Below are 24,299 nucleotides of genomic sequence, written 5' to 3'. Positions count from 1 at the left end.
GAATCGCGAGGTTTTGACATGAAGAAGAACAGAAAACGTTGGATTGTCGTTCTGACCACGACGTTGTTGGTGGTGGCTAACATTATTCTGGTTGTCTTGTCAGAAGATGAAGTTGAACGAAAATCCTACATATCCAAATGGGATACGCCTTTCACGGCGGATTTAGAAAATGCGATTGCAGCAGAAGGTGTGTTTCAGCCATCTACTGAGGAGTACGTGTATTTTGATAAGGATTTAGGTAGTTTTCAGCAGTTCGTTGTAGAAGAAGGGGATGAAGTGCAGCTAGGGGATCCCCTTTTTGAATATGTGGTCAGGGATTACTGGGGGACGGTGAATCAGCTTGAGGGCCAGATCTCAGGCCTTGAAGAAGAGGTAGATGCCCTTGAGGACTATGTGGATGATGTAGAGGACATCGACGTCCCAGAACCTGAAGAAGATGACGACCGTCCATTTGCTGAGGCTGAAGTGAATCAGGAGCAGTCTGAAGCAGAAGCTGAGAAAGAGTTGGCGCTAAAAGAAGCTCAACTTGAAGCGCTAGAGGATCAGCTAGATCAAGTTGAAGACAGGGGCCAGGTTGTAGAAGTCTCTAGTTTGTTTGACGGTACAATTAAAGAGTTGGACCACAACCTTGAAGATCCGGCCGTCACAATTGCCAGGTCTGATCGTTTAATCGTTACTGGAAATGTGGATGAGCAGAACCGTGTTGACGTTGAAGAAGGAATGAAGGCTCGAGGTACGGTTGAGAAGCTAGAAGAGTCATGGGAAGGGCAAGTGGGCTCTGCGGATGATTTCCCTATTGAAGGTTCGAGTGAACTTGGAGATAGCGCTTATCCGTTCGTCGTTGAGTTAAATGAGGATATTGATCGCGCCTTGCCTGGGTACCATAGTACGGTGTACCTCACAGTTGAAGAAGTACAAAACGTGCTGACGGTTTATCAAAACTGGATTCACCTTCCGATCAATGGCATGGAAGACTTTGTATCCGATCGGGTTGTGGAAGAAGAAGCGCTCGAAGAAGAAAGTGAAGAGGTCCAAGAGGAAGGGCCAGATGAAGAAGTTGAAAGCCCTGAAGACGCTAAAGCATACGTAGAAGGGCCATATGCTTGGGTAATGAACGATTTAGGTGTAGTGGAGAAGCGTCCATTGGAACTTGGAATGGATGAATACAATCTCCAGCAAGTTCAAAAAGGGCTAACCATTGAAGATTGGGTAGCTGATGAACCAGATGAAGAGTTCCGAGAAGGGACAACTTTCCTCACCTCGCTTCAAGCCAAGCGTATAGATCTGACGGATGTGAGAACATTAGATCGAGGCGTAATGTGGGAATACGCTAAGATGGGACTTCTAATGCGCTAGATCTTTCTGTAGAAAACCGCTGTTACACTTGTAGCAGCGGTTTTTTTGTAATCAAACCTTGTTTAGATGCGCTTTTTCACTGCACAGCAATGAAGGGTGTCTGACACGCATCATTGCTGTATAAGAGTAAAGGGTGTCTGACACCATTTATCGCTTTAATGTAGTAAATTGCTAGCTGTAAATATTTCTCATGGGATTCGCTTAAATGTGAGGTTAGGTGATAAAATGAGGAGAGGTTGTTAGATAGAAAAAGGAGCGAGCGAGATTGGCTGCTAGAAGAAGATTTAAAGGGAAAAAGAAGAGTAGATTTTACCGGATTGGTCTCATAGTGATGGCTGTGTTAGTTGTAGGGGGATTGGTTTATGGCTTCTCAGTTTATCAATCCTTTCAAAATACGATGGATCAAGTCTATGAACCACTCAAACGGGATACGGATAAACGAGTGGATATGGTCACGAAGAAAGACCAAATTGATGCTCCGCCGTTTTCGGTTTTACTACTTGGTGTAGATGAAAGAGAGGACGATGTAGGACGGTCGGATACGATGATTGTTCTGACTGTGAACCCTTCAGAAGAAACTATAAAAATGCTAAGCATCCCCCGCGATACGCGTACAGATATTATTGGACACGGGACGGTAGAGAAAATTAACCATGCCTATGCGTATGGAGGTGTCCAAATGTCTGTGGAAACAGTTGAAGACTTTTTGCAAATTCCTATTGATTATTATGTGAAGGTTAATATGCAAGGCTTTGAGAAGATTGTAAATGCAGTGGGTGGAGTCACGGTCAAGAATGATTTAGCCCTTTCACATGGCGGTTATGATTTTCCAAAAGGGGAAATTACGCTAGATGGGAAGAAGGCTTTAGTTTATACACGCATTCGTTATGAGGACCCTCGTGGTGACTTTGGGCGCCAAGATCGGCAGAAGCAAATCATACAAGCTGTGATTGATAAAGGAGCCCGTGTGCAATCCATGTGGAACTACAATAGCTTGTTTAACGCAGTTGGGGAGACGATTAAAACAAACTTAACGTTTGAGGAAATCGTAAATCTTCAGAAGCGATATAAAGATATGCGGCATAATATTGATCAGATGAGATTTGAAGAAGGGGATGGAGGTTTTGTAGGTGACCTATGGTATTACTTCCCTGATGAACAAGAACTTCAAGAGCATATCCAAACCTTACAACAGCATCTTGAAGTTGATAAGGAAAGCTATTGATGCTTAAGGATCGTCGATTAGGTTGAGTAGTGCGATTTGTAATTGAAAAACTCCTTCTTGTAAAAAAGAGGGAGTTTTTATGTTTTAAAGCGATAAAGTAATTAAGTAAAGAGGAAGCCGACCTAAAGTTATAAAAGGTCGGCTTTAGCAACAGCATTAGCAATTAAAACTCTTTTAGTCAGGGCACTCTGACTATTCAACCAAAGATCTGTTTTGACGGTGAGTATTTCCAGAAACTTTAGGGAGTTAATTGCATGCATCTATATATTACGATGATATAAAGAATTTGTTGAGGGTCTATAAAGAATTGTTTTTACTTTCTTTATAAGGTTTTTTTAGACAGAACATATTATGGAAAAAGGATAGATCTAAAAATCCTAATACTATTTACCTAATAGAGGCGCTTTTAATTGGTAGAGAGGTGAAGGGTGTCTGACACCCTGGAGTTCTTTACAGCAATAAAGGATCGCCTTTTAGTAAAGGCGATCCTTTTTGGGGTTAGTTGAATTTAAATTTTTTCATTTCTTGGTTGAGCTGCTCTGAGATATCTTGTAAGCCGGAGGAGTGCTTAGCGAACTCTTCCATTGTGGCTGATATTTCTTCTGAGGAGGCCGATACTTCTTCAGAAGAAGAGGCAGTTTGCTCCGAAAGAGCAGAGATATTCTGAATTTCTCCAAGGACCGCATCCTTATTTTCCTGACTGCTAGAGACGGCCTCTTTTACCGTTTGGGCTTGCTCGGCTACTCCGTTTAAGGCAGATAAGATTTCAGAGAATATGGATTTGGTCTGCTGAACGGCTTCTTCTTGTTCTTGAACCGTTCCATTTGTATCTCCGACGGCTTGGACAGCTTGATCGACTACCGTTTGAATCTTCTCGATGATGCCTGTTACCTGACTTGCCGAGGCTTTTGACTCTTCCGCTAGTTTGCGTACTTCTTCAGCTACCACAGCGAATCCTTTCCCGTGTTCCCCTGCTCTTGCGGCTTCAATCGAAGCGTTTAATGCGAGTAAGTTGGTTTGTTCTGTAATGTTTGAAATGGTTGTCACAAAGGCGTTGATCTCCTGCATGTTGTCATTAATCTCTTGAACAATGGTTCCTACTTGCTGGGAGGAGTCTTTTGTTTCCTGAGATTTTTGAGTTAAGATCTCAACTTGCTGTAACCCGTCACGGCCAAGATCTGCTGATTGTGTGCTTACCTGGTTCATTTGTTCAGTGGCACCGACAATTTGGTCGAGCTGATTAGATAAGTCACTCATTTCTTCTGAGCCTTTTTGAGTGTTTTCGGCTTGAGAGGAAGCCCCTTCTGCTACATCGCCTATAGCTGAAGCTACTTGAGTGATAGATGTTGAGGTCTCCGTGGTTATAGTAGAAAGATAGGTGGCTGTCTCAAGCGTTGTATTGGCTGAGTTTTCTACGGCACTCAATGCACCTGATAAGTCTTCCATCATCTCATTGAAGCTATTTTCTAGTTCTTTGAATTCATCATTTGCTTTCAGGGATACGCGAGTTGTTAAATCCCCCTGGGCTGCTTCTTTGAAAGATCGACGCACTTTGTTAATGTTTCCTGAAATTTTTCGACTAACGATCCAAGCTGTTAGAAGTGCAACGATGACAAACGCAATACACATCACTAAGGTGATTGTTTTTATGCTACTCGTTCTTTCGGCGAATTCACTGCTTTCAAGAGTCGACAGAACTTTCCATCCGGTCATGTCGTTCGTGGTGAAGACAGACGTTTTCTCTTCCTCTTGATACGTGTATTCTTTTGTTCCCTCTTCATTCTGGCTGAGGTGATCCCACACGCCGACCTCTTTTAATGTATCCGATCCGATTAAAGAGGAGTCAGGGTGTGTGATTAGATTCCCGTTATTATCAACGAGAACGACGTAGCCTGCATTTCCTATCACAATGTCATTTGTCATATTAGCGAGATCGCTAAGGTTCATATCGACCCCAATTACCCCAACAAGTTGCCCGTTGCTCTCGACAGATTTGGATAGTGTTACGATTGAATTGCCTGAAGATTTATCCTTGTAAGGTTCACCGATGACAAGCTTCCCTTGCTGTTTGGCTGCTGCTTTGTACCAGGGGCGACTTGTAGGATCAAAGTCATCCGATAGGGAGGATGCAGCGGCTTCAGGTGCCATGAGCAACTCGCCTTGATCCGTAGCAAAGTAAACGTGCTTATAATTTTCACGAGTATCCCTTGTGCCCTTTAATAGATAACTAGCATAAGTACGATTATTCTCATTGCTGTAGTAGTCTGTGAAATTAATGTTGTTGGCCAGTAGCTCCATCTGACTTTCCATTCCTTCAAAAAGGTTGGTCAGTCCATTGTCTACTTCATTGACGACTTGGAATGAAGATTCTTTTACCTCATTCTTGATGATGGATTCTGTCTTTGTTACTGATACAAGGCCTAATGTCAGTAAAGGTACGATGGCTAAAAGGGCCATAACGAGAATCATTTTTGATTTAACGGTATTGAGTTTGAATAGTTTGCGCTTCTTTGTGTTCTTCAATGTTGTCCTCCTGTTTATGTAATATAGGATGTTTAAGCTTCCTCTTCACACTATCTAAGGCGGTTTTTCGTAAAGTATGAGCAAGAAGAGAAGTGCCAGTATAGTAAATTGAGTAGGAATAATGACCGACTTTCTGTTTATCGGTATATTAAAAGAAACTTTTAGTAAAAATTTTAGAATTCATAGAAATAGAAGGGGAGGAGATGTGCGTCACTATAGTAAAGAAGTAAAGCGTGTCAGACACCCTTCACTGCTTTACAGCAAGAGAGGGTGTCTGACACGCTTTATCTCGATAAAGTATAAGGGCGCAAAAAAACCGGCTCTTTTGAGAGAGCCGGTTTTTGGGGTTAGCGGATGTTGACTTTCATGCCGCCTTTGTTGTCGTTGATTGGGGTTTTGTCTTCGATGTCTTCGTTGTATAGGTGGCAGGCGACGTAGTGATTCTTCGTCACTTGCTGCCATTCTGGTACGATTTCTGCGCAAGCTTCCATGGCCATTGGGCAGCGTGTGCGGAACACACAGCCGCTTGGTGGATTAATGGGGCTTGGTAGTTCCCCTTCAATAACGATCTGCTCTCGCTCGTCCTCAATATCCGGGTCTGGAATAGGGACAGCGGAGAGAAGAGCTTTGGTGTAAGGGTGAAGAGGGTTCTTATATAACTCTTCTGCATCCGTTAGTTCGACCATATTGCCAAGATACATAACCCCAATACGGTCTGAAATATGCTGAACCATGGATAGGTCGTGTGCGATGAAAAGGTACGTGAGACCTTTCTCTTTTTGCAGCTTTTCTAATAGATTGACGACCTGGGCTTGGACGGATACATCAAGGGCCGAGATGGGCTCATCGGCTATGATGATTTCAGGATCTAAGGCCAGGGCTCTGGCAATCCCAATACGCTGTCTTTGTCCACCACTGAATTCGTGGGGGTAACGGTTGGCGTGATCCCGTGTTAAGCCCACTTCTTCAAGGAGTTCATAAATTCTTTTCATCTTTTCTTTTTGATTCTTATAGATCCCATGTACCTCTAATGGCTCTGCAATGATTTCTGCAACGGTGGATCTCGGATTGAGCGATGCATAAGGATCTTGGAAAATCATTTGCATATTCCGTTTTAACTCAAACTGCGCTTTACCTTCTAACTCGTGTACATTTTCCCCGTTGTAGAGCACTTCTCCGCCTGTGCGATTGTAGAGGCCCATGATCGTGCGCCCGGCTGTTGATTTTCCACAGCCCGATTCACCAACCAGACCGAACGTTTCCCCGCTGTAGATTTCAAAACTAATGCCATCTACCGCTTTCAGGATCTGGCCACGCCCAAGCTCAAAATGCTTTTTGATATCTTTTACTTGTAAGAGTGCATTGTTCTTCATATCTACTCGGTTTTCTCCTCCCAATAGCGTCTGGCGCTGCACAGTTCTTTTTCATAGATCGTGTCTTTTAAGTCAATAATCTCAACATTTTTACCGGTGTTAGGCGAGTGAATCATTTTACCATTGCCGTAGTAAAGGCCGACGTGGTGAAGTTTTCCTTTGCCTTCCTCATAAGCGAAGAACAACAAGTCACCTGGCTGTAAGTGGTCAAGGTCTACCTTCTCGCCGCTTTCAGCCTGGTCGTGAGCATCACGCGGGATTTCGTACCCTTGTGCCTTGTGCATGTTGTACGTGAATCCAGAGCAGTCATAGCCAAACGAGCTCATGCCACCCCAGAAGTAAGGAAGGTCCACAAACGCTTCGCCAGATTTTAAAATATCTTCACCTGTCCCTTTTGGAATGTCTTCAAGGGAAGGGTATACGGCAATTTCATCCGTAGAGAAATAGCCTCCACCATGCGGGCTTAATACGCCTACGTAGTCGTCTTCCTTCGTTTGTACAGGGAGAGTGGTTAAATAACTTACTTCTAGAAATGGTTTTTTGTAAGGATCATAAAGAGTTGCTTTCTTTGTCTTCACAACGGCAACGCCATTTCCTGTCCATGCCTCACTAGGCAGTTCTTTTAATTGGGTGAGAGGGACCCAACCTGGATAGCCGCGTTCGTCCTTCCTTGATGGTTGAGTGGGAACAATGACGTGTGCCCATTCCCCTTGGATATCGACTAAGAGAACTTCTTCTCCATATAAAAGCTGAGATTGGATTAAGTTATCATCGCTTAAAGCAAGTCTTGGTTCATACGTTAAACTCGTATGCCATTGCTGTAAGTCTAGCGGATTTGAAATGCCTGGCGCATCAATTTCACGTGGGGATTCTGGTGACGTCCAAACGGTTGCTACAGGTACTTGGACGACCCAGGTCGTACTCGTTACGGTGTCTTGAGTCATTTGGGTTTGCCTCCTTATGGGTTAGGAAAGAACTTGATCAAGGTGTACAGATGTGATGCCAAGACCAGCGCCTTCTGAGAATGTGATATGACGGCCGTTGTAAATGACGCCGCCTTCAATCGAATCGTTCAAAAGCATGAGTGGTGCATCAAAGTCAACGAAGTGGACATTTTTCTGGCTGGCTGCAAAATGAGCTGCGGCTGTAATCCCAATCTTCGTTTCGATCATGCTACCAACCATACAAGGAACGCCGTAACTCTCTGCTAATTTATTAATCTGCAGGGCTTGGTGAATGCCGCCTGATTTCATGAGTTTTATATTGATAAGATCTGCGCTTCTTGTCTCTAATACTTGTTTGGCCTGTTGAGGAGAGAAAACGCTCTCATCAGCCATAATACGGGTTTCGGTTTGATCTGTCACGTTTTTAAGTCCTTCGATATCGTGAGCTTTCACGGGTTGTTCCACAAGTTCAATTCTTAAATCTAATTCTTCCATTTGTCGGATAGCACTAATGGCTTCTTTAACGGTCCATCCCTGATTCGCATCTAGTCGAATCGTAGGCTCATCTCCAACTTTTTCGCGGATTTGGCGAATGCGTTCAATATCTGTTTCGATTTCATCTTTCCCTACTTTCACTTTCAGTACATTAAATCCGTCTTGAATATACTGAGCTGCGTCTTTAGCCATTTCTTCTGGGTCATTAACGCTCACCGTATAATCTGTTTCAAGCTCTGATTTGTAGCCTCCGAGTAATTGATAAAGAGGGAGATTGCAGCTTTGTGCAAAGCAATCGTGCAGGGCCATATCAACAGCCGCTTTCGCACTCGTATTTCCGACCATTGCACTATGGAGCGCCTCAAACAGGGCCTCCCTGTTCGTTAGTGATTTCTCAAGGAGGAGAGGTTTTAGTATATAAGTGATCGCATATTCGATGCTTGCAATGCTTTCGCCAGTAATCACGTGCGTTGGAGGTGCTTCACCCCAGCCGGTAATCCCGTTATCGCACGTGACTTTTACATATATACTCTCAGCAACTGTAACGGTGCGCAGAGCTGTCTTGAATGGTTTCTTCAGTGGTTCTGCAACTGGATAGGTTTCAATTGATTGGATCTGCATGTGGCTCATCCTCTCGAAGTGTTATTCGACTCCTGGTTCAATGGTAAGTTTTTTGTCAGAAGCCGACAGACTGCCCTTTGTCCCAAGTGGAATCGCGAAATGGGGGAGGCAGTGTCCGATTTTAAATCCTGATAAGACGGGCTTGTTGAGACGGGCGAAATAAAAACGCAACACTTCTTCAAGGGAGAGGGAGGCTTCTTTCTTCGGATCTGATTCTGAGAAATCACCTACAATAATCCCGGCTGCATCGTCAAACTTCCCAGCTTGCCGTAATTGATTTAAAAACGAGTCAATGCGATAAGGTTCTTCTCCAATGTCCTCGATAAGTAACAAATTCCCTTTTGTATCAATCTCAAACGGAGTCCCGATTGAGGTGACGAGTAAAGAAAGGTTTCCGCCGACAATTTCTCCTGTAGCTTCTCCTTTTGAAATGACCGAAAGAGGGGAGAAGTTCTCATCGTACACAAGGGTTTCTGGTGAGAAGAGTTGGTCGAACATGGCTCTTGATTGATCATCGAACGTATCTTTTCCAATATCTGATCCAAGCATAGGACCGTGAAACGTAACGAGTCCGGTTTGTTGACGAATCGATGTATGTAAAAAAGTGATGTCGCTATATCCCCAAAATATTTTGGGATTGTTTTTTATTATGTCGTAGTCAATCGCATCAGCAATACGAGCTGTTCCGTATCCGCCGCCTGCGCAGATGATCCCATCTATCTCAGGATCTTTGAAGAAATTATGAAGGTCCTGTAGTCGTTCTTCATCTGTTCCTGCTAAATGTCCGTATGTGTTAGCCACATGTTGACCTAATCGGACGTGGAGCCCTTTCTTTTCAAAAAAAGGAATGGCTTTCTTGACGTTATCTAAGTCGGGAGGGCTTGCTGGTGCAATGACACCAATCGTGTCGCCCTTTTTTAAACGTTTTGGGATAAGCACGGGCGTTCTTCCTTCCATATGTAGGATGAAAAGAGGCTTGCCCGGAAAGGGAGCCTCTTTTCGATCAAATTATATTCTTGTTTATGTGCATTATTCTTTCGAAGCCCACTTCAGTTCTAAATAGCCAACTGGGTGGCGGACAATATCGGAAACATTGTCTTTGTTAAGGTACACGTGGTTGTAGAAGTGAACCGGGAAGATTGGCATTTCTTCAAATAAAACTTTCTCGGCTTCATACATAAGCTCAAAACGTTTCTCGTCATCTGACTCTGCTTTTGCATCAGCGATCAGTTGGTCATATTTTTCACTAGACCAGCCTGTACGGTTCATGACAGAGTCTGATGTGAAGCTCTCTAGGAAGTTAATAGGATCGCCGTAGTCAGCAAGGAATGAACTACGAGATAGTTGATGCTTTAAGTCTTTCTGGTCTTGAAGGAATACGTTCCATTCTGTGTTCTCAAGTTCAATTTCAACGCCTAGAACAGATTTGAATTTCTGTTGAAGCGCTTCGGCGATTGCTTTATGAGACTCACTTGTATTGTACGTAAGGGTTACAGATGGAAGCTGGTCATAGCCTTCTTCTTTCATTCCTTCTTCAAGTAGTTGCTTTGCTTTCTCTGGGTCTGGCTCAAGGAGATTTCCATTTTGCTCACGGAAGTCGTTACCAGATGGATCTGTGAATCCATAAGAAACGAATCCATAAGCTGGTTTTTCTTTATTCTTCGTAATAAATTCCACGATTTCCTGCTGGTCAACAGCAAGTGCGAATGCTTTACGGATCTTCTCGTTCTGGAATGGTTCTTCTGTTACGTTGAAGCGGTAGAAATACGTACCCGCTTGTTCTGTAATGGATACCGCATCACTATCGATCAGATCGTCTGCCAGTTCAGAAGGAATTTCAGAGACATCAAGGTCGCCTGTGTCATACATTTGATATTCTGTGTTCGGGTCATCAACCATGGCAAAATGAACTTGGTCTAATGTGACCGTTTCAGCGTCCCAATAGTTTTCGTTCTTTTTCAGAAGCATATCATTATCTTTTTTATACTCAGCAAGATTAAATGGACCGTTTCCTACGAACGTGTCAGCTTCAGCGAACCATTCTTCATTCTCTTTGGCTACACTTTCGTTAATAGGGAAGAAGGCCGGGTTCGAAATAACGTGAGTAAAGAAACCAGTTGGTGCTTCAAGGGTTACTTTTAATTCTTTGTCACTCACTGCTTCAACCATGACATCTTCTTTGGAACCTTCTCCGTTATTAAAGGCTTCTCCACCTTTAATGAAGTAGCCCAGGAAGGCTGCAGGAGAGGCTGTTTCTGGGTCTAATAGGCGTTTCCATGCATACACGAAATCACCTGCTGTAACATCGTCACCGTTTGACCATTTTGCATTGTCACGAATCATAAAGGTGTAAACTGTACCGTCTTCAGAAACCTTCCAATCTTCAGCTGTTGCTGCTTGAGGACTGTGGTCCTTTCCAAGACGAGTAAGACCTTCCATTAAGTTGTTTAATACGTTCCATGATGCAGAGTCGAACCCTTTTGGAGGGTCTAGAGATGTTGGGTTTTGCCCGTTGTTTAAGTTGAGCGTTGTAACATCATCTCCGCTTGCTTCATCATTTGTGTCGTTGCTGTTGTCTTCGGTCTCTGTGTCGTCTGAATCTCCTTCACCAGAGCTGTCTGTAGCAGTACAAGCAGCAAGGCTAAAAGCGAACAAGACGGTGAGAAGAAGCATTAACCATTTCTTCATACTAATTTCCCCTTTCAAATTTTATGTAGCCATATATTTTTTGGCTCGTTCATCCTGCAGCCAGCAATCCACTTCTTGTGTGTCGCTTAGCTTCGTATGAACGGGATACACATTTTCACAAACTTCCATTGCTTTTGGACACCGGGCTGTAAATGGACAGCCTTTCGGTGGAGAGAACAAGTCAGGCGGCGTCCCGTTAATTGGTATCAGTTGGTCTCCCCGCTGATCCAGACGTGGTACGGAATTGAGTAATCCCCTTGTGTACGGGTGTTGCGGGTTATAAAAGATTTCTCTTCTTGTACCGACTTCAATGACCTTGCCTGCGTACATAACGGCAATACGGTCCGCAATTTTGGCTACCACACCGAGGTCGTGGGTAATTAATATAATGGAAACGCCCGTTTGCTCCTGAATGCGATTAAACAACTGGAGAATCTGGGCTTGAATCGTCACGTCGAGAGCGGTTGTCGGTTCATCCGCAATTAAAAGTTCTGGTTCACAAATAAGGGCCATGGCAATGACGATACGCTGTCTCATCCCACCACTAAACTGGTGAGGGTGCTGTTTCATGCGTTCTTTCGGATTCGGAATGCCTACTAGATTTAGCATTTCGATGGCCTGTTCATTTGCGTCCTGTGATGAGATCTTTTTATGTTGCTTCAATCCCTCTGTTAACTGATCCCCGACTGTTAGGGTCGGGTTCAGTGCTGTCATAGGGTCCTGGAAAATCATTGAGATGTCGACTCCGCGAATTTTTCTGATTTCTTTGCTGGACATCTCCGTCAGATTCTGATCTTTAAAATGAATCGATCCTTGTGTGATTTTGCCTGGAGGAGAGGGGATCAGCTTCATAATGCTATTAGCAGTTACACTTTTGCCGCACCCTGATTCTCCTACTATGGCGAGCGTTTCGCCTTTATGAAGCTCGAGGTTCACCCCGCGAACAGCTTGCACTTCGCCTCCATAGGTTTTGAACGAGACGTGGAGGTCTTTGATATCGAGTATTTTTTCCATTTGAGGTTACCTCCTTAACTTCGGATCAAGTGCGTCTTGCAGCCCGTCGCCTAGTACGTTAAATGCGAACATAGTCGCTGAAATAAAGAACGCCGGGAAGAAGAGGCGCCACCAATCTCCTGAAAGAATAACACCAAGGGCATCGTTCGCCATCACGCCCCAGCTTGCGAATGGAGATTGAATCCCGAGACCTAAGAAGCTAAGGAATGCTTCTGCGAATATAGCCGTGGGGACGGTTAGCGTCATTTGAACGATGATCGGTCCCATTGTATTAGGGAGTAAATTCTTTCGAATAATCCGCCCTGTCTTTGTCCCAAATGATTGGGAGGCGAGGACGAATTCATTTTGTTTAATTTGTAGGACTTGTCCCCGGACAATCCGGGCCATACCGACCCAGCCTGTAACGGTAAGGGCAACGATAATGGTGAATAAACTTGGACCAAGAACAACAAGAAGCAAAATAACAACTAGTAGGTACGGAAGACCGTATAAGATTTCGATAATACGCATCATCACGTTATCAGTGCGACCGCCTTTATAACCTGCGATGCCTCCGTATGTAACGCCTATAAAGAAATCAATGAGCGCTGCCATTAACCCAACGAAAAGGGAGATTCTGGCCCCGTACCATGTTCTTGTAAAGACGTCTCGCCCAAGGTTATCAGTGCCGAACCAATGGTCAGCCGATGGGGGCTGGTTTTGATCTTGTAAAACTCCTTGGTCTACGGAATAAGGAGATAGGACTGGCCCAAATATGGCCATAAGCCCTAGCACTATTAAAAATAAGAGACCTCCCATAGCGAGTGTATTTCCTCTAAGGCGTCGCCAAGCGTCCTGCCAATAGGAAAGAGAGGGGCGTACAACAGTCTCGGCACTTTCAGCATCTTTCTCTTTCGGTCTAAACCAATCATCAGGTATATCCGAAGAGGTAGCGGGAGTGTGCCCTTCTTTGGTTTCTTTCGTTTCAGTAAGCACCCTATTCTCCTCCTTCTTTATGCAATTTAATACGTGGGTCTAAAATGCCGTACATAATATCAACTAAGAACAGCATCAGAACGAGAAACGTGCTGTAAAAGACGGTAGTTCCCATAATGACGGGGTAATCTCGTTGGTTAATGCCCTGTACGAAATATTTTCCCATTCCTGGAATGGCGAAGATTTTTTCAATAACGAATGTACCAGTCAGGATCCCAGCCAGAAGCGTTCCAAGAATCGTCACGACCGGCATAAGTGCGTTGCGTAGGGCGTGTTTAACGACGATTTTAAATGGTGATAATCCTTTGGCACGAGCTGTTTTTATGTAATCCTGCGTGAGCGTTTCAAGCATACTAGAACGGGTTAGCCTTGCAATGATTGCCATAGGGCCAGTTGCGAGCGCAACAATTGGCAAGATCATGTGCTGAGGACTGTTCCATGTAGCGGCCGGCAGCAGTTTAAAATCGACAGCGATAACCTGAATAAGTAGGGTTGCGAGAACAAAGTTCGGTATAGATATTCCGAGCACCGCAATCGTCATGGCGGTGTAATCGATTAGTTTGTTATGCCTTAGTGCTGCAAGGACACCGAGCGTGATGCCTGAAATTAGCGCTACAATGATCGTCCAGATGCCTAGTTCAGCTGAGATCGGAAAGCCCCGGCTGAGTAGGGAGTTTACAGTTTCAGTAGGTTGTTTAATAGATGGTCCGAAATCAAAGGTAATGATAGATTTTAAGTAGAGTACGTATTGAACTGGAAGTGGTTTATCTAAGTTGAAGTGTTTCTCTAAGTTCTGTTGAACGACGGCATTGCTTGTTTTTTCTTCATTGAAAGGTGATCCTGGTATGGCATTCATGAGAAAGAAAGTTAGAGTTGCAATGATAAAGATCGTTAGAATCATGAGGAAAAAACGTTTCACAATGTACTTGAGCATAGTTTTTCCTCCTAGCGGAATTTGGTTTGCATGGCTAACTCAGTCATAACAAGCATCGCTTGATAGGCTTCGAGCATATCTTTAGCCTGAAATTTTACGGTCGTAGAATTTGGTTCGAGTTCAGTGCCAGGCATAAGGTTTGCCCATTCGGCTTCCCCGTAATTGGTGAACTCAATTCGGAATGTAGGCTGTTTTGGTGGAACAAGTGGTTCGACGTTGTGACGGTTTTGAAGTGCTTCTGCTGTTTTTTGTTGAAGTAATTCTCCGGCTTTCTTAGGTGTTAAGCTCTTTACTGACGAGCGGGAAATCGTTTCTTTCACTGGGGCTGTGGTGATGTTTGGAATAAGGGCTTCAGCTTCTTTTGCAGCTTGATCATCGCCTGCTACCATCAGTACAGGGACCCCGTAATAGCCTGCCAGATAAGCGTTTAAACCAAGTTCACCTACAGCGACATCGTTTATGTAGAAATTTCGTACGCCAAAAATCATGGAATGGGACATAACGCCCTTTTGCGCAGCCCTTGCATGGTAACCGACGAACATTGCTCCTTCATATGAATCATCAAGCCCCTGCATCATCGAAAAAGGCTTCACATCACCTGTGATGAGCTGTGCTTCAGGGTGGAGTTCTTCAATGAGAAGGTTGTCCATTTTGGAGTGACTGTCATTTACAAGTACTTCACTTGCGTGGTTATTGAACGCTGATTGAATAACGTAGTTGGTCTCCTGCGTCATAATCTTTCGTCCGCGCTCATAATTATGCTTCGCCGAGTCAATGTACGTAATGTTCGGCAAGCCCGTGATCCCTTCCATATCAACAGATAGGTAGAGCTTCATAGATGTAATCCCCCTCTAGTGATTTCGATTTAAGAATTTTATAAATTTTCGTATAATTTTATCAATATTTAGCAAAAAAGGCAAGCAAACACTAACAATGAGGAAATGGTCATGCTTTAAAGGAGTGAAGGGTGTCAGGCACGCGTCAGTGCGGTGAAGGAGTGCAGGGTGTCAGACACGCGTTAGTGCGGTGAAGGAGTGCAGGGTGTCAGACACCCATTAGTGCTGTGAAGTAAAAAAGCGCCCTCTTTTTAAAAGAGGGCGCTTTGGGTTAGGCGGATTTTGTTAGTTTTTGATTGGATGAGCTTTTTTCTTTTTGCTTTCTGTAAAGGGTGGCGATAATTGGTCCAGAGATGTTGTGCCATACGCTGAAGATCGCGCTTGGAACGGCTGCTAGTGGGCTAAAGTGTACGGCTGCGAGAGAGGCTCCTAAGCCTGAGTTTTGCATGCCGACTTCAATAGAAACAGCTCGTTTCTTGGAAAGATCCATGCCCATCATCTTAGCTAATCCGTAGCCGACAGCGTAACCGAGTAGGTTATGTAAGACCACGATTGCGAAGATCAGCGCTCCTGTTTCTGCGATTTTCGCCTGATTCACACTTACAACGGCTGCTACAATGGCGACGATCGCGACCACTGACACAAGCGGCATTGCCTTGATACCAGCTTCGCTCTTTTGACCGAGGGCCGCTTTTACAATGAGGCCGAGCACGATAGGTACGATTACAATTTTGACGATTGATAGGAATAAGGACCCTGCTGAAACGGGGAGCCACTGACTTGCGAACAATAGAACAAGAACAGGGGTTAACAACGGTGCTAAAAGTGTGGAAACCGCTGTGATGGCTACTGATAGTGCCGTATCCCCTTTAGATAAGTAGGTCATTACGTTAGAAGAGGTGCCTCCGGGACAGCATCCCACAAGGATGACACCAGCAGCTACTTCCGGTGATACCGGTAAGAGTGTCGCTAAAGCGAATGCAAGTAATGGCATGATCGTAAATTGGGCTACTACCCCTGCTGCTACGTCTTTTGGTCTCTTAAGCACTTCTGAGAAATCCGATTTTGATAGTGTTAAACCCATACCGAACATGATGATCCCAAGAAGGGGCACGATGTAAGGAGCAATCCAGGTAAATCCTCCAGGAAAAATAAATGATAAGACCGCAAATAATAAAACCCAAATCGCAAATGAACTCCCCATAAAGTTACTGATTTTTTCTAATGTTTTCATCCGTTTCACTCCTCACAAGTTGATATTAAGGGAATTCTACACCCCAGGACCTAAAAGCGGAACCTTTTATTCTTTCTTTTCTTAAAATTTTGTTATTTTAGTAGAGTAAAGGGTGTCAGACACCGTTTAGCGCTTTACCGAGGTGCAGTGCGTCGCTAGCTATTGTTTTGTTAGCGTTTTAAAGGGTACCTATATTTAGGTGAGAAATGGTAGAATGGATAAAATATTAGATTATGGAAGGGGAATGGGAATGAAGTATGTTACGTTTCAATCAGGGGATCAAGAGTTTTGGGGGGTAGAAGTGAAGGATCGTTTCTATCATTCAGTTGAATGGACAGAGAAGTATCCGAAGTTACTAGATCTTATTACTTCTGAAGTGACAGTTGATGAGGAAGAGGTTGCACAGTGGGGAGAAGTCAAGAAAGAGGATGTTCAAGTAAAGGCGCCTTTTTTACCACTCAAAAATATTATTTGTGCAGGGAAGAACTATGAGGACCATGCTTTAGAGATGAGGGAGAAAGATTCGGAATCGATCCCGAAAGATCCTGTTTTATTTACAAAGCCAGCGACCGCTGTGATAGCGAATGGGGAGTTGGTAGAATCTCATGAAGAGATTACGAGTCAGCTTGATTATGAGGGAGAGCTTGCTGTAATTATTGGGAAGCGTGGCCGCGATATTACACGTGAACAAGCACACGACTACATATTCGGTTATTCTATCTTGAATGATCTGACAGCGCGTGATTTGCAGAAGAAACACAGTCAATTCTTTAAAGGGAAGTCGCTTGATACGACAGCACCATTTGGACCGGTTATCGTTTCGAAATCAGAGATTGATGACCCGCAAGACTTATCTATTACAACGTATATTAATGGAGAGAAACGTCAAGATGGTACAACGAAAGATATGATATTTACAGTGGCTGAACTCATCGAAATTATTTCTGCTGGAATGACTTTGGAACCTGGTGATGTTATTACGACCGGATCGCCTAGTGGTGTTGGAAAAGGGATGAAACCGCCGCAATACCTTAAATCAGGGGACCGGATGGTCATTGAAATTGAAGGGATCGGAAAACTAGAAAATCAGGTGAAATAAAAAAACTGACACCCTTTAGGAGACTAAAGGGTGTCAGACACTATGTAAGTCTTTACAGTGCTAAAGGGTGGCTGGCACCGTCTAGCGCTGTAAAGCAATAAAACTATTTAAGCTTCTTGTTGTAGGGTTTCGTGGGCTTCGTCAATAACGTCTGCGAGTGTGGTCGTCATATCACGGTATTTGGCTGAAATGCTTGTACCGGATGTACCGTATTGTGCTGCTGCGTCTTTTTGAGAAATTGGAGTCCACTCGTCTAGGTGAGAACGCAATGTGTACTCAAGTGCCCCTGCATAAATTTCTGGTTTACGGATTGTTGGTTCTTGGCGTTTGCAGTACAGGTACCAGAAGAACGTTGCTGTTTCTTCCTCTTCTTCTGTAAGTTCTTTCATCCCCTCAGATTTAAGGAAAAGGTCTAGAACTTCTTTTTGTTTATCATCCTGCCAGCTAATACGCTCTGAAGCGTCGAATGAATTGTATAAGCCTGCCGTTAGTTTAATGACTTCTGGGAAGGCTTCTTTTAATAATTCAGGATTCGCTTGGTACTTCTCTGCATCTACTTCTGCCATGAATTTTTCCTCAAGCTGAGGTTGGACAATGAATGTCACAAGGAAGAATTCATAGTAATCACCTGTCTGAATCGGAAGGCCTAATACAAGACTACCTTCATCAGGTGTGCTGTCTTCTTCAAATAATACGTTATACGTTTCGTTTGTGAAGACGTCTGTTACTGAACTAACTTCACTCGTAACAGGTTCGCCAACTTTAAAGACAGAAGGTGGGTTTTGCCCCCATGTGTTCAATAATTCACGCGTTTTCTCACGTTTTAGCTTGCCGCCATTTTTCTCTACATACCATTGAAGTGCAGTCTTTTCCTCTTTGATTGGAGAATAGACCATTACCCATGATAAATAAAGGTTCGTAAGGGTTTCTTTTAAGTCCTCCACATCTTCCATTTCAGCTTGGAAGTCTGCCATTAGAATCTGCAATTCGGATGAAAAGCGATCCACAGAGAATTGCATGATTTGGTTTTGAACTGTATTTAATTCTTGGCGGATTAAATTCGCATTTAACTCCGTAGCATTTTGATTTCCACAACACTTTTTATATTTTTTCCCACTTCCACACGTACATGGGTCATTTCGATTAATTTTCATGATGTATACCTCCGATGAATATTTCCTATATTTCCGTCATACCAAAACACCATTATAAGTGATTTGAACCCCTTCTGTCACCCCTTTCGCGTACTACAGTACCAAATGGAAACGTGTTCCTTTAGTATTTTACAGAGTGAAAGGGTGTCAGACACCGTTTAGTGATGTAAAGGAACACTGGGTGTCAGACACCCTGCTTCGCTTTACAGTGGTAAAGAAAAAGGGAATTTTAAAAGGCAAGCCGGGAGTGGCTTGCCTTTTGATGCATTTATTGTACGGTTAGTGTTGTTTCTTTGTGATCGTGTAGATCTTCTTTTTTGAAATGCAGTTTCACATGATAGTTAGCTGCTTCATCAAATGTGTATGTCGCTTGATATTCACCATCTTTTGGTTCTGTAGCTTCGACGTAGTTGTGCTTATCGGTTCCGTCTTTCCAAATTTCAAATTGAACCTCGGCACCTTTGAATGGTGCTTCATCATGTTGTAAATGCCCAGTTAAGGTTACTTCTTCGCCTGATTTCACGTTTTCAGGAAGCATGATATGGGCCATGATGTTTGTGCCATGGGCGTGTTCTGTTGAATCTCCATGACCATCCTCGTCGTGCCCATCTTCTGAGTGGGAGTGTTCATCCTCTGAAGTTTCCTCTGCTCCTTCTTGATCTACGTCTCCGACAACCAATTTGATTTGTGGCATGTTGTGCATGCCACGAGCGGTAACGTGAGAAATCACGTAATAAATACCGGGTTCTTCAACGGTTTTTTCTAGTGTATAAATGCCGTTTTCCGTAAATTCCCCATCAACCTTCTCGTGCTCTTCGCCTTTTTTCCAGAACTCGAATTTCACTTCGTTTGCATCGTTTACTTCTTCCTCACCATAAGTGACGGCAGCTTGAATCGTGAATGGCTCACCTGGTTCGATGCTTTCGCTTTCAGGGTTTGATGTTAAATCAACATTTAACATTTTCACTTCTTCTTCCTCATTAGAAGCGGATTGGCTATCATCGCTCTCGTTGCTTTGACTGCCACATGCAGCAAGAAGCATAAGGGTGAGGGTTAGAAAGATAAACGCAAAATGACGTCGTTTCATGTGTATACAACTCCTTAATTAAATTAGATAGATTAATGGCAACTGCCCATTTTAACTTGGATGGCTTGAAGAGCTTCCTCAAATGAATAGAGCTCGCCTCCAAATCCTTTTTGGAACTTTAAAGCGTGTTCTTCTGTTTCAAATGGTAATACTTGAGGCTTACAGCAGTGTAGTGGTAACTCAGAATCGAAAATGTAAGTTGCCTTAATGGCGCTTATGGTCGTGTGTAGCAACGTGTCCTTACATAGAATTTGTACGACATGACCTTTTGTTTGTTCATATCTTAGAAGTCCACAATGCATGCAGCAAGCTTTCTCCATAGAGTGATCCTTCATAATTAATTGGACCACCATTTGCTGACCGTTATGTTTATGGCAAAAAGAACACTCGTTCAGGTTCTCATGCCCGTTTGTATGAGGGGCAAGAGCTACCCCGTTTGAGGTTTTTACAATTAGCTTTCGATTGAGCAAAGGTTTTAGATCACGATAGATCGTCATTTCAGAAACTCCAAGTCTCTTGCTAATATCGCTAACACGAAGGGACTCCTCTTTCTCAAGCCACTCCTGAATCTTTTTCCTTCGGTCTACCGGTAGCATAGCGATTCACCTCTCTTTAACATCTACATTAAATAATAGAACTCAACTTCATTAAATACAACCAATCAAATGATAAAAAATGTGACAAAATGATGATGATTAACAAAATAGTCACAAATGCTTCATCACGGTAAAGGGTGTCAGACACGCTTCTTTTCACTAGCGCGCTAAAGGGTGTCTGACACCCTTTAGTACGCTAGTGAAATAAGGTGGTAGGTTTATTTTAAGTGGGAGGGAGGATTTGTGGGTGGGGGTGGCTAATGTAGTTAGGTATGAGAGAAGGGAGGTGAGAGGAATGGGACGTAACAATCGCTCTTGGTTCCCTGGAGGGATGTATCATATTACGGCAAGGGGGAACCGGAAGCAGGAGATTTTTAGAGATGAGCGGGACCTTAAGAAATATATGCAATATGTAACGGCTGCACGTCAGGTTTACCCGTTTCATTTGTATGCTTATTGTTTAATGGGTAATCATGTTCATCTTTTAATTGAAATGATTGATGATTCACCGAGTGTGATCATGAAGTCGATTCAAAGTCGGTATGCCCGTTATTTTAACAATCGACACGATGTAAGCGGACATTTGTTTCAAGGAAGATATGGCGCGGAGTTTATCGATTCAATCTTTTATTTTTTGTTTTGTAGTCGCTATATTCACATGAATCCTGTAGAGGCCAACCTCGTACGGTCCCCTGAAGACTATCGCTGGAGTAGCTACAATGCTTATGTTACCCGGTCGAACCCCTATCACATTAACACTTCGAAAACGCTCCAATATTTTAACACTCCACACTTAACCTATCGACAATATGTCACGCAAGAGAAGTACAAAGCTCCTTTATAAAACAAAGGACAGGCCTATGTTGGCCTGTCCTTCTTTTTAGTATGTTGCCTCTAATTTTTGAGCAAATTCCTTCATCGTATGGGATGGATAGACATACTGTCTGTTCAGTAAAAGAGGGTCATCTCCCATATGGACATAACCAGGGCGTGTCGTCACCGCGAGCGTAATGCCCGTTTTCGGGAAGGCTTGAAGCACTTCCTCATCGTATTGACCATAGGGGTAGGCGTAATAGCGTACGTCCTTGTAGTCTTCTTCATTTAATCCTTGGCTTATTTTTTCACGGCTTTTTATCGTGTCATTAAGAACTTCAGAATAATTCATGTCTACTAAAGCCGGAGTGTGGTCTTCGCTCAGACGATAATGGGCGCTATAGCTGTGAGATTGATAGTTGTACACATCATCCATTTCATTCATTTCCTGAAATCCAATTGTGCCAAAGCCTGCTGAACTTAGGTCATCAAACGTTCGACCGGCAATGTTAAATTGAGTCGCTTTCAGACCATAGTTTTCAAGAGCAGGGTAGGCTTTTGTCATAGTAGAGACAATTCCATCATCAAACGTAATCGCCACAACTTTTCGTGGAAGGTTCTGTTTGTGATAAAGGTAATCTTCAATCTGCCTGAGCGTAATCGTCTCATAATTCTCTTCACTTATGTATGTTGCCTGAGACTGAAACGCATCTGTTCGCACAATCATTTTATTATTGCCATAACCATCTTCAATAGGTTCATCCATAATGTGATGGTAAAGCAAAATTGGTATACCAGGGTCATCGGCGACAGCATCTTGTTTAATATACCCAGTTTGATTGCCTACATGGACTTCGTACCATTGTCCCTGATGAGACGTAACAGGGTAGCGCATATTGTAGGAAATAGACGCCATAACGTCGCTGTCTCCATTTGGTGCTGTATATACGTTGGCTCGCTTCGTTGTTACCATCATCTTGTTCGTATAGGTTGCAGCTTGTTGGAGCGGGGTCAGGCTTATTTCTTTCGTTTCAGGGATTTCTGTTTTCTCTATTTTCCCTCGCCCATTTCCGTATTGAATAAAATAATAATCCGTCGATTCATCCAAGATCGTATAGGTATGACCTTTGTAGAGAATGCCAATAATCGAGTTGCTGTCCAGAGAAGAATCATAGACAAATAGCTTAGATTCTGGAGTGAACGTGCGTGTCTTTGCAGTTGAATTGGTAACTGTCACCTCAAAGGGAAGCACCACTTCTTCCTCCGCTGCAACACCATCTTCTGATTCAATATCCTTTGTGATATGTAGGGAGTAATGCTTGCTGGCGGGATAGTCCTCTGTGTTTTCAATCGCCAACGTTTTCCCTGTTTCATCTAGCTCTAAGTGAAGGGAGTCTATTTTTTGAGACTGATCATTTAAAATATATACGCTATCCTGGTTGATAGAGTTCTGATCGATACTAGTTTGAAACGACACCTTCCACGTCTTACTCGGAGATACTTGTACTTCCTCTGCATGTAAAAAGCTTGAATCTATCACACTACATATTAAGCATGCAAGTAATATAAAAGTCCCCTTAAAAATTTTCTTTCTCATACATTTCCCACCAAATCATAATAATATCGGACTATATTGTACCATAATTATACAAAAACGACCTCCGTTTAGATCAAACTCCTTATCTTTTATCCATCACCGCGCGAAAGCGTGCCAGACACCCTGTGTTGCTTTAAAGTATGAAAGCGTGCCAGGCACCCTGCGTTGCTTCACAGCATGAAAGGGTGTCTGACACGCTTCTGTGCTTAACAGTGGTAAAGGGAACCAGGTTTTGGCTGTTTTGGTTTAAGAGGTGCGGGGAATGTTTCAGAATAGGTTATAAAGGAGGTAGTGGTATGGTTCAAAATGCAGGTGAACGTATTCAGGATACGAAGAAGTATCTGCGGAAACAGACGTTGCATACAATTTTAGAACAGTTTGATGGTTATTTAATGAACTTAAGCAAAACGGATCGTAAGGCGAAGTACAATAAGATGAAACAGGATCCTTACAGCTTTTTCAGAGGTAGTGCGTATTTGTTCTTCTATGACGTAACGAACATACCGTTTAGCTATCACACCCCTGATGACAAGCCTACTTGGATTATGGGGGATCTACATTTTGACAATTTCAGTGCTTTCCAAAATGAGAGCGGGGAAATTGTGTTTGATGTGGATGATTTCGATGAAGGTTATCTGGGATCTTACCTCTATGATGTATTGCGTATGGTGGTCAGCATTCGTTTATTTGCTGAGCAACAAGGATATGATCAAGAAGCACAAGATGATTTCGTAGAAAAATATCTTAAGGCTTACTATAAACAGATGAAAAAGTTTGTGAAGGGTGAAGAAGATCCGGTTACAACTCGCTTCACCGTTGATGATACGAAAGGACCGATTAAAAAGGCGCTGAAGAAACTAGAAGAGCGCCAGGCTACTCACGAACTAGATAAGCAAACAAAAGTGGATGACGAAGGGAATCGCGTCTTTGACCGTGAGAAAACGAAGCTTGCTTCTGTATCCAATAACGAATATAAGGAAATCCTGAAGATTTGGGATATGTACTTGGAAAGCTTAGCAGAGGAGAGTTTCCACTCCGACGAGCACTATGAGATTAAGGATATTGTGAAGAAAAAAGGGGCAGGAATTGGCTCCACTGGTCTGAAACGTTTCTATATCCTTATTGAAGGTCAACAAGATGAGGAAGACCATGATGATATTATTTTAGAGGCCAAAGAAGCTCGTGCACCGATCCCAGCCTATTTCTTCCCGTACGATGAAGGATTCTGGCAAACTAATAAGCATCAAGGTAAGCGAGTGATTACAACTCAACAAGCTATGCACCACATGTCAGACCCTTATTTAGGATACTTCACGATGCAAAATCATGACTTTTATGTTCGCGAGCGCTCCCCTTATGAGAAGGATCTTAAGGAGAAGCACTTGCAGGAACATAAACAGGTGAAAAGAACCGTGAAAATGATGGGCAAAATTTCAGCCAAAATTCATGCCCGGGCAGATACCGACCTTGAGCATGGAATACTAGATTATCACAGTGAAAAAGCCATACTTGATGCCATTGGAGAAGACTTTGATGGCTTCGCCAAAGAACTCAACATCTGGTCAGAGTTCTATAAAAACCGCGTCCAAGATGACTTCCAATACTTCAAAGAATGGCTAGACGAATACTTCTACAAAAAATAACAAAAGGCCTGTTCCTCTCATCCTTGAGAAGAACAGGCCTTTTCTATATCACCGCACTAAAGGGTGTCTGACACCCTACGTTGCATTAGAGT

General features: G+C 43.3%; 20 protein-coding genes. 5 read left to right on the top strand and 15 right to left on the bottom strand.

Annotated features, from left to right (window positions below):
* Positions 1-18 precede the first annotated feature (18 nt).
* Entirely contained in the window at positions 19-1,356 is a 1,338-nt protein-coding gene (locus QNI29_RS18410) for an efflux RND transporter periplasmic adaptor subunit (protein ID WP_231417939.1), read from the top strand.
* Positions 1,357-1,687: 331 nt separating this feature from the next.
* Complete coding sequence (locus QNI29_RS18405) at positions 1,688-2,581, top strand: LCP family glycopolymer transferase (protein WP_231417940.1); 894 nt, start codon at positions 1,688-1,690, stop codon at positions 2,579-2,581.
* Between the two features lie 498 nt (positions 2,582-3,079).
* Here QNI29_RS18405 and QNI29_RS18400 read toward each other — a convergent pair whose 3' ends face one another.
* The 11 genes from QNI29_RS18400 to QNI29_RS18350 all read right to left on the bottom strand — a co-directional run bounded on the left by QNI29_RS18400 (position 3,080) and on the right by QNI29_RS18350 (position 16,218).
* Positions 3,080-5,104, bottom strand: coding sequence for a methyl-accepting chemotaxis protein (locus tag QNI29_RS18400; RefSeq protein WP_231417941.1), 2,025 nt, complete (start codon positions 5,102-5,104; stop codon positions 3,080-3,082).
* A gap of 347 nt (positions 5,105-5,451) precedes the next feature.
* Complete coding sequence (locus tag QNI29_RS18395) at positions 5,452-6,477, bottom strand: ABC transporter ATP-binding protein (protein ID WP_231417942.1); 1,026 nt, start codon at positions 6,475-6,477, stop codon at positions 5,452-5,454.
* A gap of 2 nt (positions 6,478-6,479) precedes the next feature.
* On the bottom strand, positions 6,480-7,421 hold the full coding sequence (locus tag QNI29_RS18390; RefSeq protein ID WP_231417943.1) for a C40 family peptidase: 942 nt from the start codon (positions 7,419-7,421) through the stop codon (positions 6,480-6,482).
* Between the two features lie 21 nt (positions 7,422-7,442).
* The gene (locus tag QNI29_RS18385; RefSeq protein WP_231417944.1) at positions 7,443-8,537 is read right to left on the bottom strand and encodes a mandelate racemase/muconate lactonizing enzyme family protein; all 1,095 of its coding nucleotides are present in this window, start codon (positions 8,535-8,537) and stop codon (positions 7,443-7,445) included.
* Positions 8,538-8,558: 21 nt separating this feature from the next.
* Entirely contained in the window at positions 8,559-9,494 is a 936-nt protein-coding gene (locus QNI29_RS18380; protein ID WP_231417945.1) for a S66 peptidase family protein, read from the bottom strand.
* A 72-nt stretch (positions 9,495-9,566) separates the two neighbouring features.
* Positions 9,567-11,225 carry a peptide ABC transporter substrate-binding protein gene (locus tag QNI29_RS18375; RefSeq protein ID WP_231417946.1) on the bottom strand — a complete coding sequence of 553 codons (1,659 nt, stop codon included), beginning with the start codon at positions 11,223-11,225 and terminating at the stop codon, positions 9,567-9,569.
* 21 nt (positions 11,226-11,246) lie between these two features.
* Positions 11,247-12,239 (bottom strand): ABC transporter ATP-binding protein, encoded by a 993-nt coding sequence (locus tag QNI29_RS18370; protein ID WP_231417947.1) that lies wholly within the window; start codon positions 12,237-12,239, stop codon positions 11,247-11,249.
* A gap of 6 nt (positions 12,240-12,245) precedes the next feature.
* Positions 12,246-13,214 (bottom strand): ABC transporter permease, encoded by a 969-nt coding sequence (locus QNI29_RS18365; protein ID WP_231417948.1) that lies wholly within the window; start codon positions 13,212-13,214, stop codon positions 12,246-12,248.
* A gap of 1 nt (position 13,215) precedes the next feature.
* Positions 13,216-14,148, bottom strand: coding sequence for an ABC transporter permease (locus tag QNI29_RS18360; RefSeq protein ID WP_231417949.1), 933 nt, complete (start codon positions 14,146-14,148; stop codon positions 13,216-13,218).
* A gap of 11 nt (positions 14,149-14,159) precedes the next feature.
* Positions 14,160-14,984, bottom strand: coding sequence for a D-aminopeptidase DppA (locus tag QNI29_RS18355; RefSeq protein WP_231417950.1), 825 nt, complete (start codon positions 14,982-14,984; stop codon positions 14,160-14,162).
* Positions 14,985-15,255: 271 nt separating this feature from the next.
* Positions 15,256-16,218, bottom strand: a complete 963-nt coding sequence (locus tag QNI29_RS18350) for a bile acid:sodium symporter family protein (protein ID WP_231417951.1) — start codon at positions 16,216-16,218, stop codon at positions 15,256-15,258.
* 250 nt (positions 16,219-16,468) lie between these two features.
* On the opposite strand from QNI29_RS18350, the gene QNI29_RS18345 reads away from it, so the two are divergent.
* On the top strand, positions 16,469-17,317 hold the full coding sequence (locus QNI29_RS18345) for a fumarylacetoacetate hydrolase family protein (protein ID WP_284526583.1): 849 nt from the start codon (positions 16,469-16,471) through the stop codon (positions 17,315-17,317).
* Positions 17,318-17,424: 107 nt separating this feature from the next.
* Here QNI29_RS18345 and QNI29_RS18340 read toward each other — a convergent pair whose 3' ends face one another.
* The 3 genes from QNI29_RS18340 to QNI29_RS18330 form a co-directional block, all read right to left on the bottom strand.
* Entirely contained in the window at positions 17,425-18,471 is a 1,047-nt protein-coding gene (locus tag QNI29_RS18340; RefSeq protein WP_231417953.1) for a YecA family protein, read from the bottom strand.
* Between the two features lie 268 nt (positions 18,472-18,739).
* Entirely contained in the window at positions 18,740-19,558 is an 819-nt protein-coding gene (locus QNI29_RS18335; RefSeq protein WP_231417954.1) for a FixH family protein, read from the bottom strand.
* A gap of 32 nt (positions 19,559-19,590) precedes the next feature.
* Entirely contained in the window at positions 19,591-20,154 is a 564-nt protein-coding gene (locus QNI29_RS18330) for a DeoR family transcriptional regulator (RefSeq protein WP_231417955.1), read from the bottom strand.
* Between the two features lie 295 nt (positions 20,155-20,449).
* Here QNI29_RS18330 and QNI29_RS18325 point away from each other — a divergent pair, with 295 nt between their 5' ends.
* Positions 20,450-20,998, top strand: coding sequence for an REP-associated tyrosine transposase (locus QNI29_RS18325; protein WP_231417956.1), 549 nt, complete (start codon positions 20,450-20,452; stop codon positions 20,996-20,998).
* Positions 20,999-21,034: 36 nt separating this feature from the next.
* Here the strand turns inward: QNI29_RS18325 and QNI29_RS18320 are convergent, their stop codons facing one another.
* Complete coding sequence (locus QNI29_RS18320) at positions 21,035-22,564, bottom strand: polysaccharide deacetylase family protein (protein ID WP_231417957.1); 1,530 nt, start codon at positions 22,562-22,564, stop codon at positions 21,035-21,037.
* Positions 22,565-22,860: 296 nt separating this feature from the next.
* On the opposite strand from QNI29_RS18320, the gene QNI29_RS18315 reads away from it, so the two are divergent.
* A complete protein-coding gene (locus tag QNI29_RS18315) occupies positions 22,861-24,207 on the top strand; it encodes a DUF2252 domain-containing protein (RefSeq protein WP_231417958.1) in 1,347 nt (448 codons plus the stop codon).
* Positions 24,208-24,299: the final 92 nt, after the last annotated feature.

Source organism: Pontibacillus chungwhensis, assembly GCF_030166655.1.
Lineage (GTDB): Bacteria > Bacillota > Bacilli > Bacillales > BH030062 > Pontibacillus.
This window is presented reverse-complemented; position numbering and strand designations above follow the sequence as displayed.

What these genes read in the sequence shown, in the direction of transcription:
- QNI29_RS18410 (WP_231417939.1), top strand. Translation starts at nt 19, where the DNA reads ATGAAGAAGAACAGAAAACGTTGGATTGTCGTTCTGACCACGACGTTG.
- QNI29_RS18405 (WP_231417940.1), top strand. Translation starts at nt 1,688, where the DNA reads ATGGCTGTGTTAGTTGTAGGGGGATTGGTTTATGGCTTCTCAGTTTAT.
- QNI29_RS18395 (WP_231417942.1), bottom strand. Translation starts at nt 6,477, where the DNA reads ATGAAGAACAATGCACTCTTACAAGTAAAAGATATCAAAAAGCATTTT.
- QNI29_RS18390 (WP_231417943.1), bottom strand. Translation starts at nt 7,421, where the DNA reads ATGACTCAAGACACCGTAACGAGTACGACCTGGGTCGTCCAAGTACCT.
- QNI29_RS18385 (WP_231417944.1), bottom strand. Translation starts at nt 8,537, where the DNA reads ATGCAGATCCAATCAATTGAAACCTATCCAGTTGCAGAACCACTGAAG.
- QNI29_RS18380 (WP_231417945.1), bottom strand. Translation starts at nt 9,494, where the DNA reads ATGGAAGGAAGAACGCCCGTGCTTATCCCAAAACGTTTAAAAAAGGGC.
- QNI29_RS18375 (WP_231417946.1), bottom strand. Translation starts at nt 11,225, where the DNA reads ATGAAGAAATGGTTAATGCTTCTTCTCACCGTCTTGTTCGCTTTTAGC.
- QNI29_RS18370 (WP_231417947.1), bottom strand. Translation starts at nt 12,239, where the DNA reads ATGGAAAAAATACTCGATATCAAAGACCTCCACGTCTCGTTCAAAACC.
- QNI29_RS18360 (WP_231417949.1), bottom strand. Translation starts at nt 14,148, where the DNA reads ATGCTCAAGTACATTGTGAAACGTTTTTTCCTCATGATTCTAACGATC.
- QNI29_RS18355 (WP_231417950.1), bottom strand. Translation starts at nt 14,984, where the DNA reads ATGAAGCTCTACCTATCTGTTGATATGGAAGGGATCACGGGCTTGCCG.
- QNI29_RS18350 (WP_231417951.1), bottom strand. Translation starts at nt 16,218, where the DNA reads ATGAAAACATTAGAAAAAATCAGTAACTTTATGGGGAGTTCATTTGCG.
- QNI29_RS18345 (WP_284526583.1), top strand. Translation starts at nt 16,469, where the DNA reads ATGAAGTATGTTACGTTTCAATCAGGGGATCAAGAGTTTTGGGGGGTA.
- QNI29_RS18340 (WP_231417953.1), bottom strand. Translation starts at nt 18,471, where the DNA reads ATGAAAATTAATCGAAATGACCCATGTACGTGTGGAAGTGGGAAAAAA.
- QNI29_RS18335 (WP_231417954.1), bottom strand. Translation starts at nt 19,558, where the DNA reads ATGAAACGACGTCATTTTGCGTTTATCTTTCTAACCCTCACCCTTATG.
- QNI29_RS18330 (WP_231417955.1), bottom strand. Translation starts at nt 20,154, where the DNA reads ATGCTACCGGTAGACCGAAGGAAAAAGATTCAGGAGTGGCTTGAGAAA.
- QNI29_RS18325 (WP_231417956.1), top strand. Translation starts at nt 20,450, where the DNA reads ATGGGACGTAACAATCGCTCTTGGTTCCCTGGAGGGATGTATCATATT.
- QNI29_RS18320 (WP_231417957.1), bottom strand. Translation starts at nt 22,564, where the DNA reads ATGAGAAAGAAAATTTTTAAGGGGACTTTTATATTACTTGCATGCTTA.
- QNI29_RS18315 (WP_231417958.1), top strand. Translation starts at nt 22,861, where the DNA reads ATGGTTCAAAATGCAGGTGAACGTATTCAGGATACGAAGAAGTATCTG.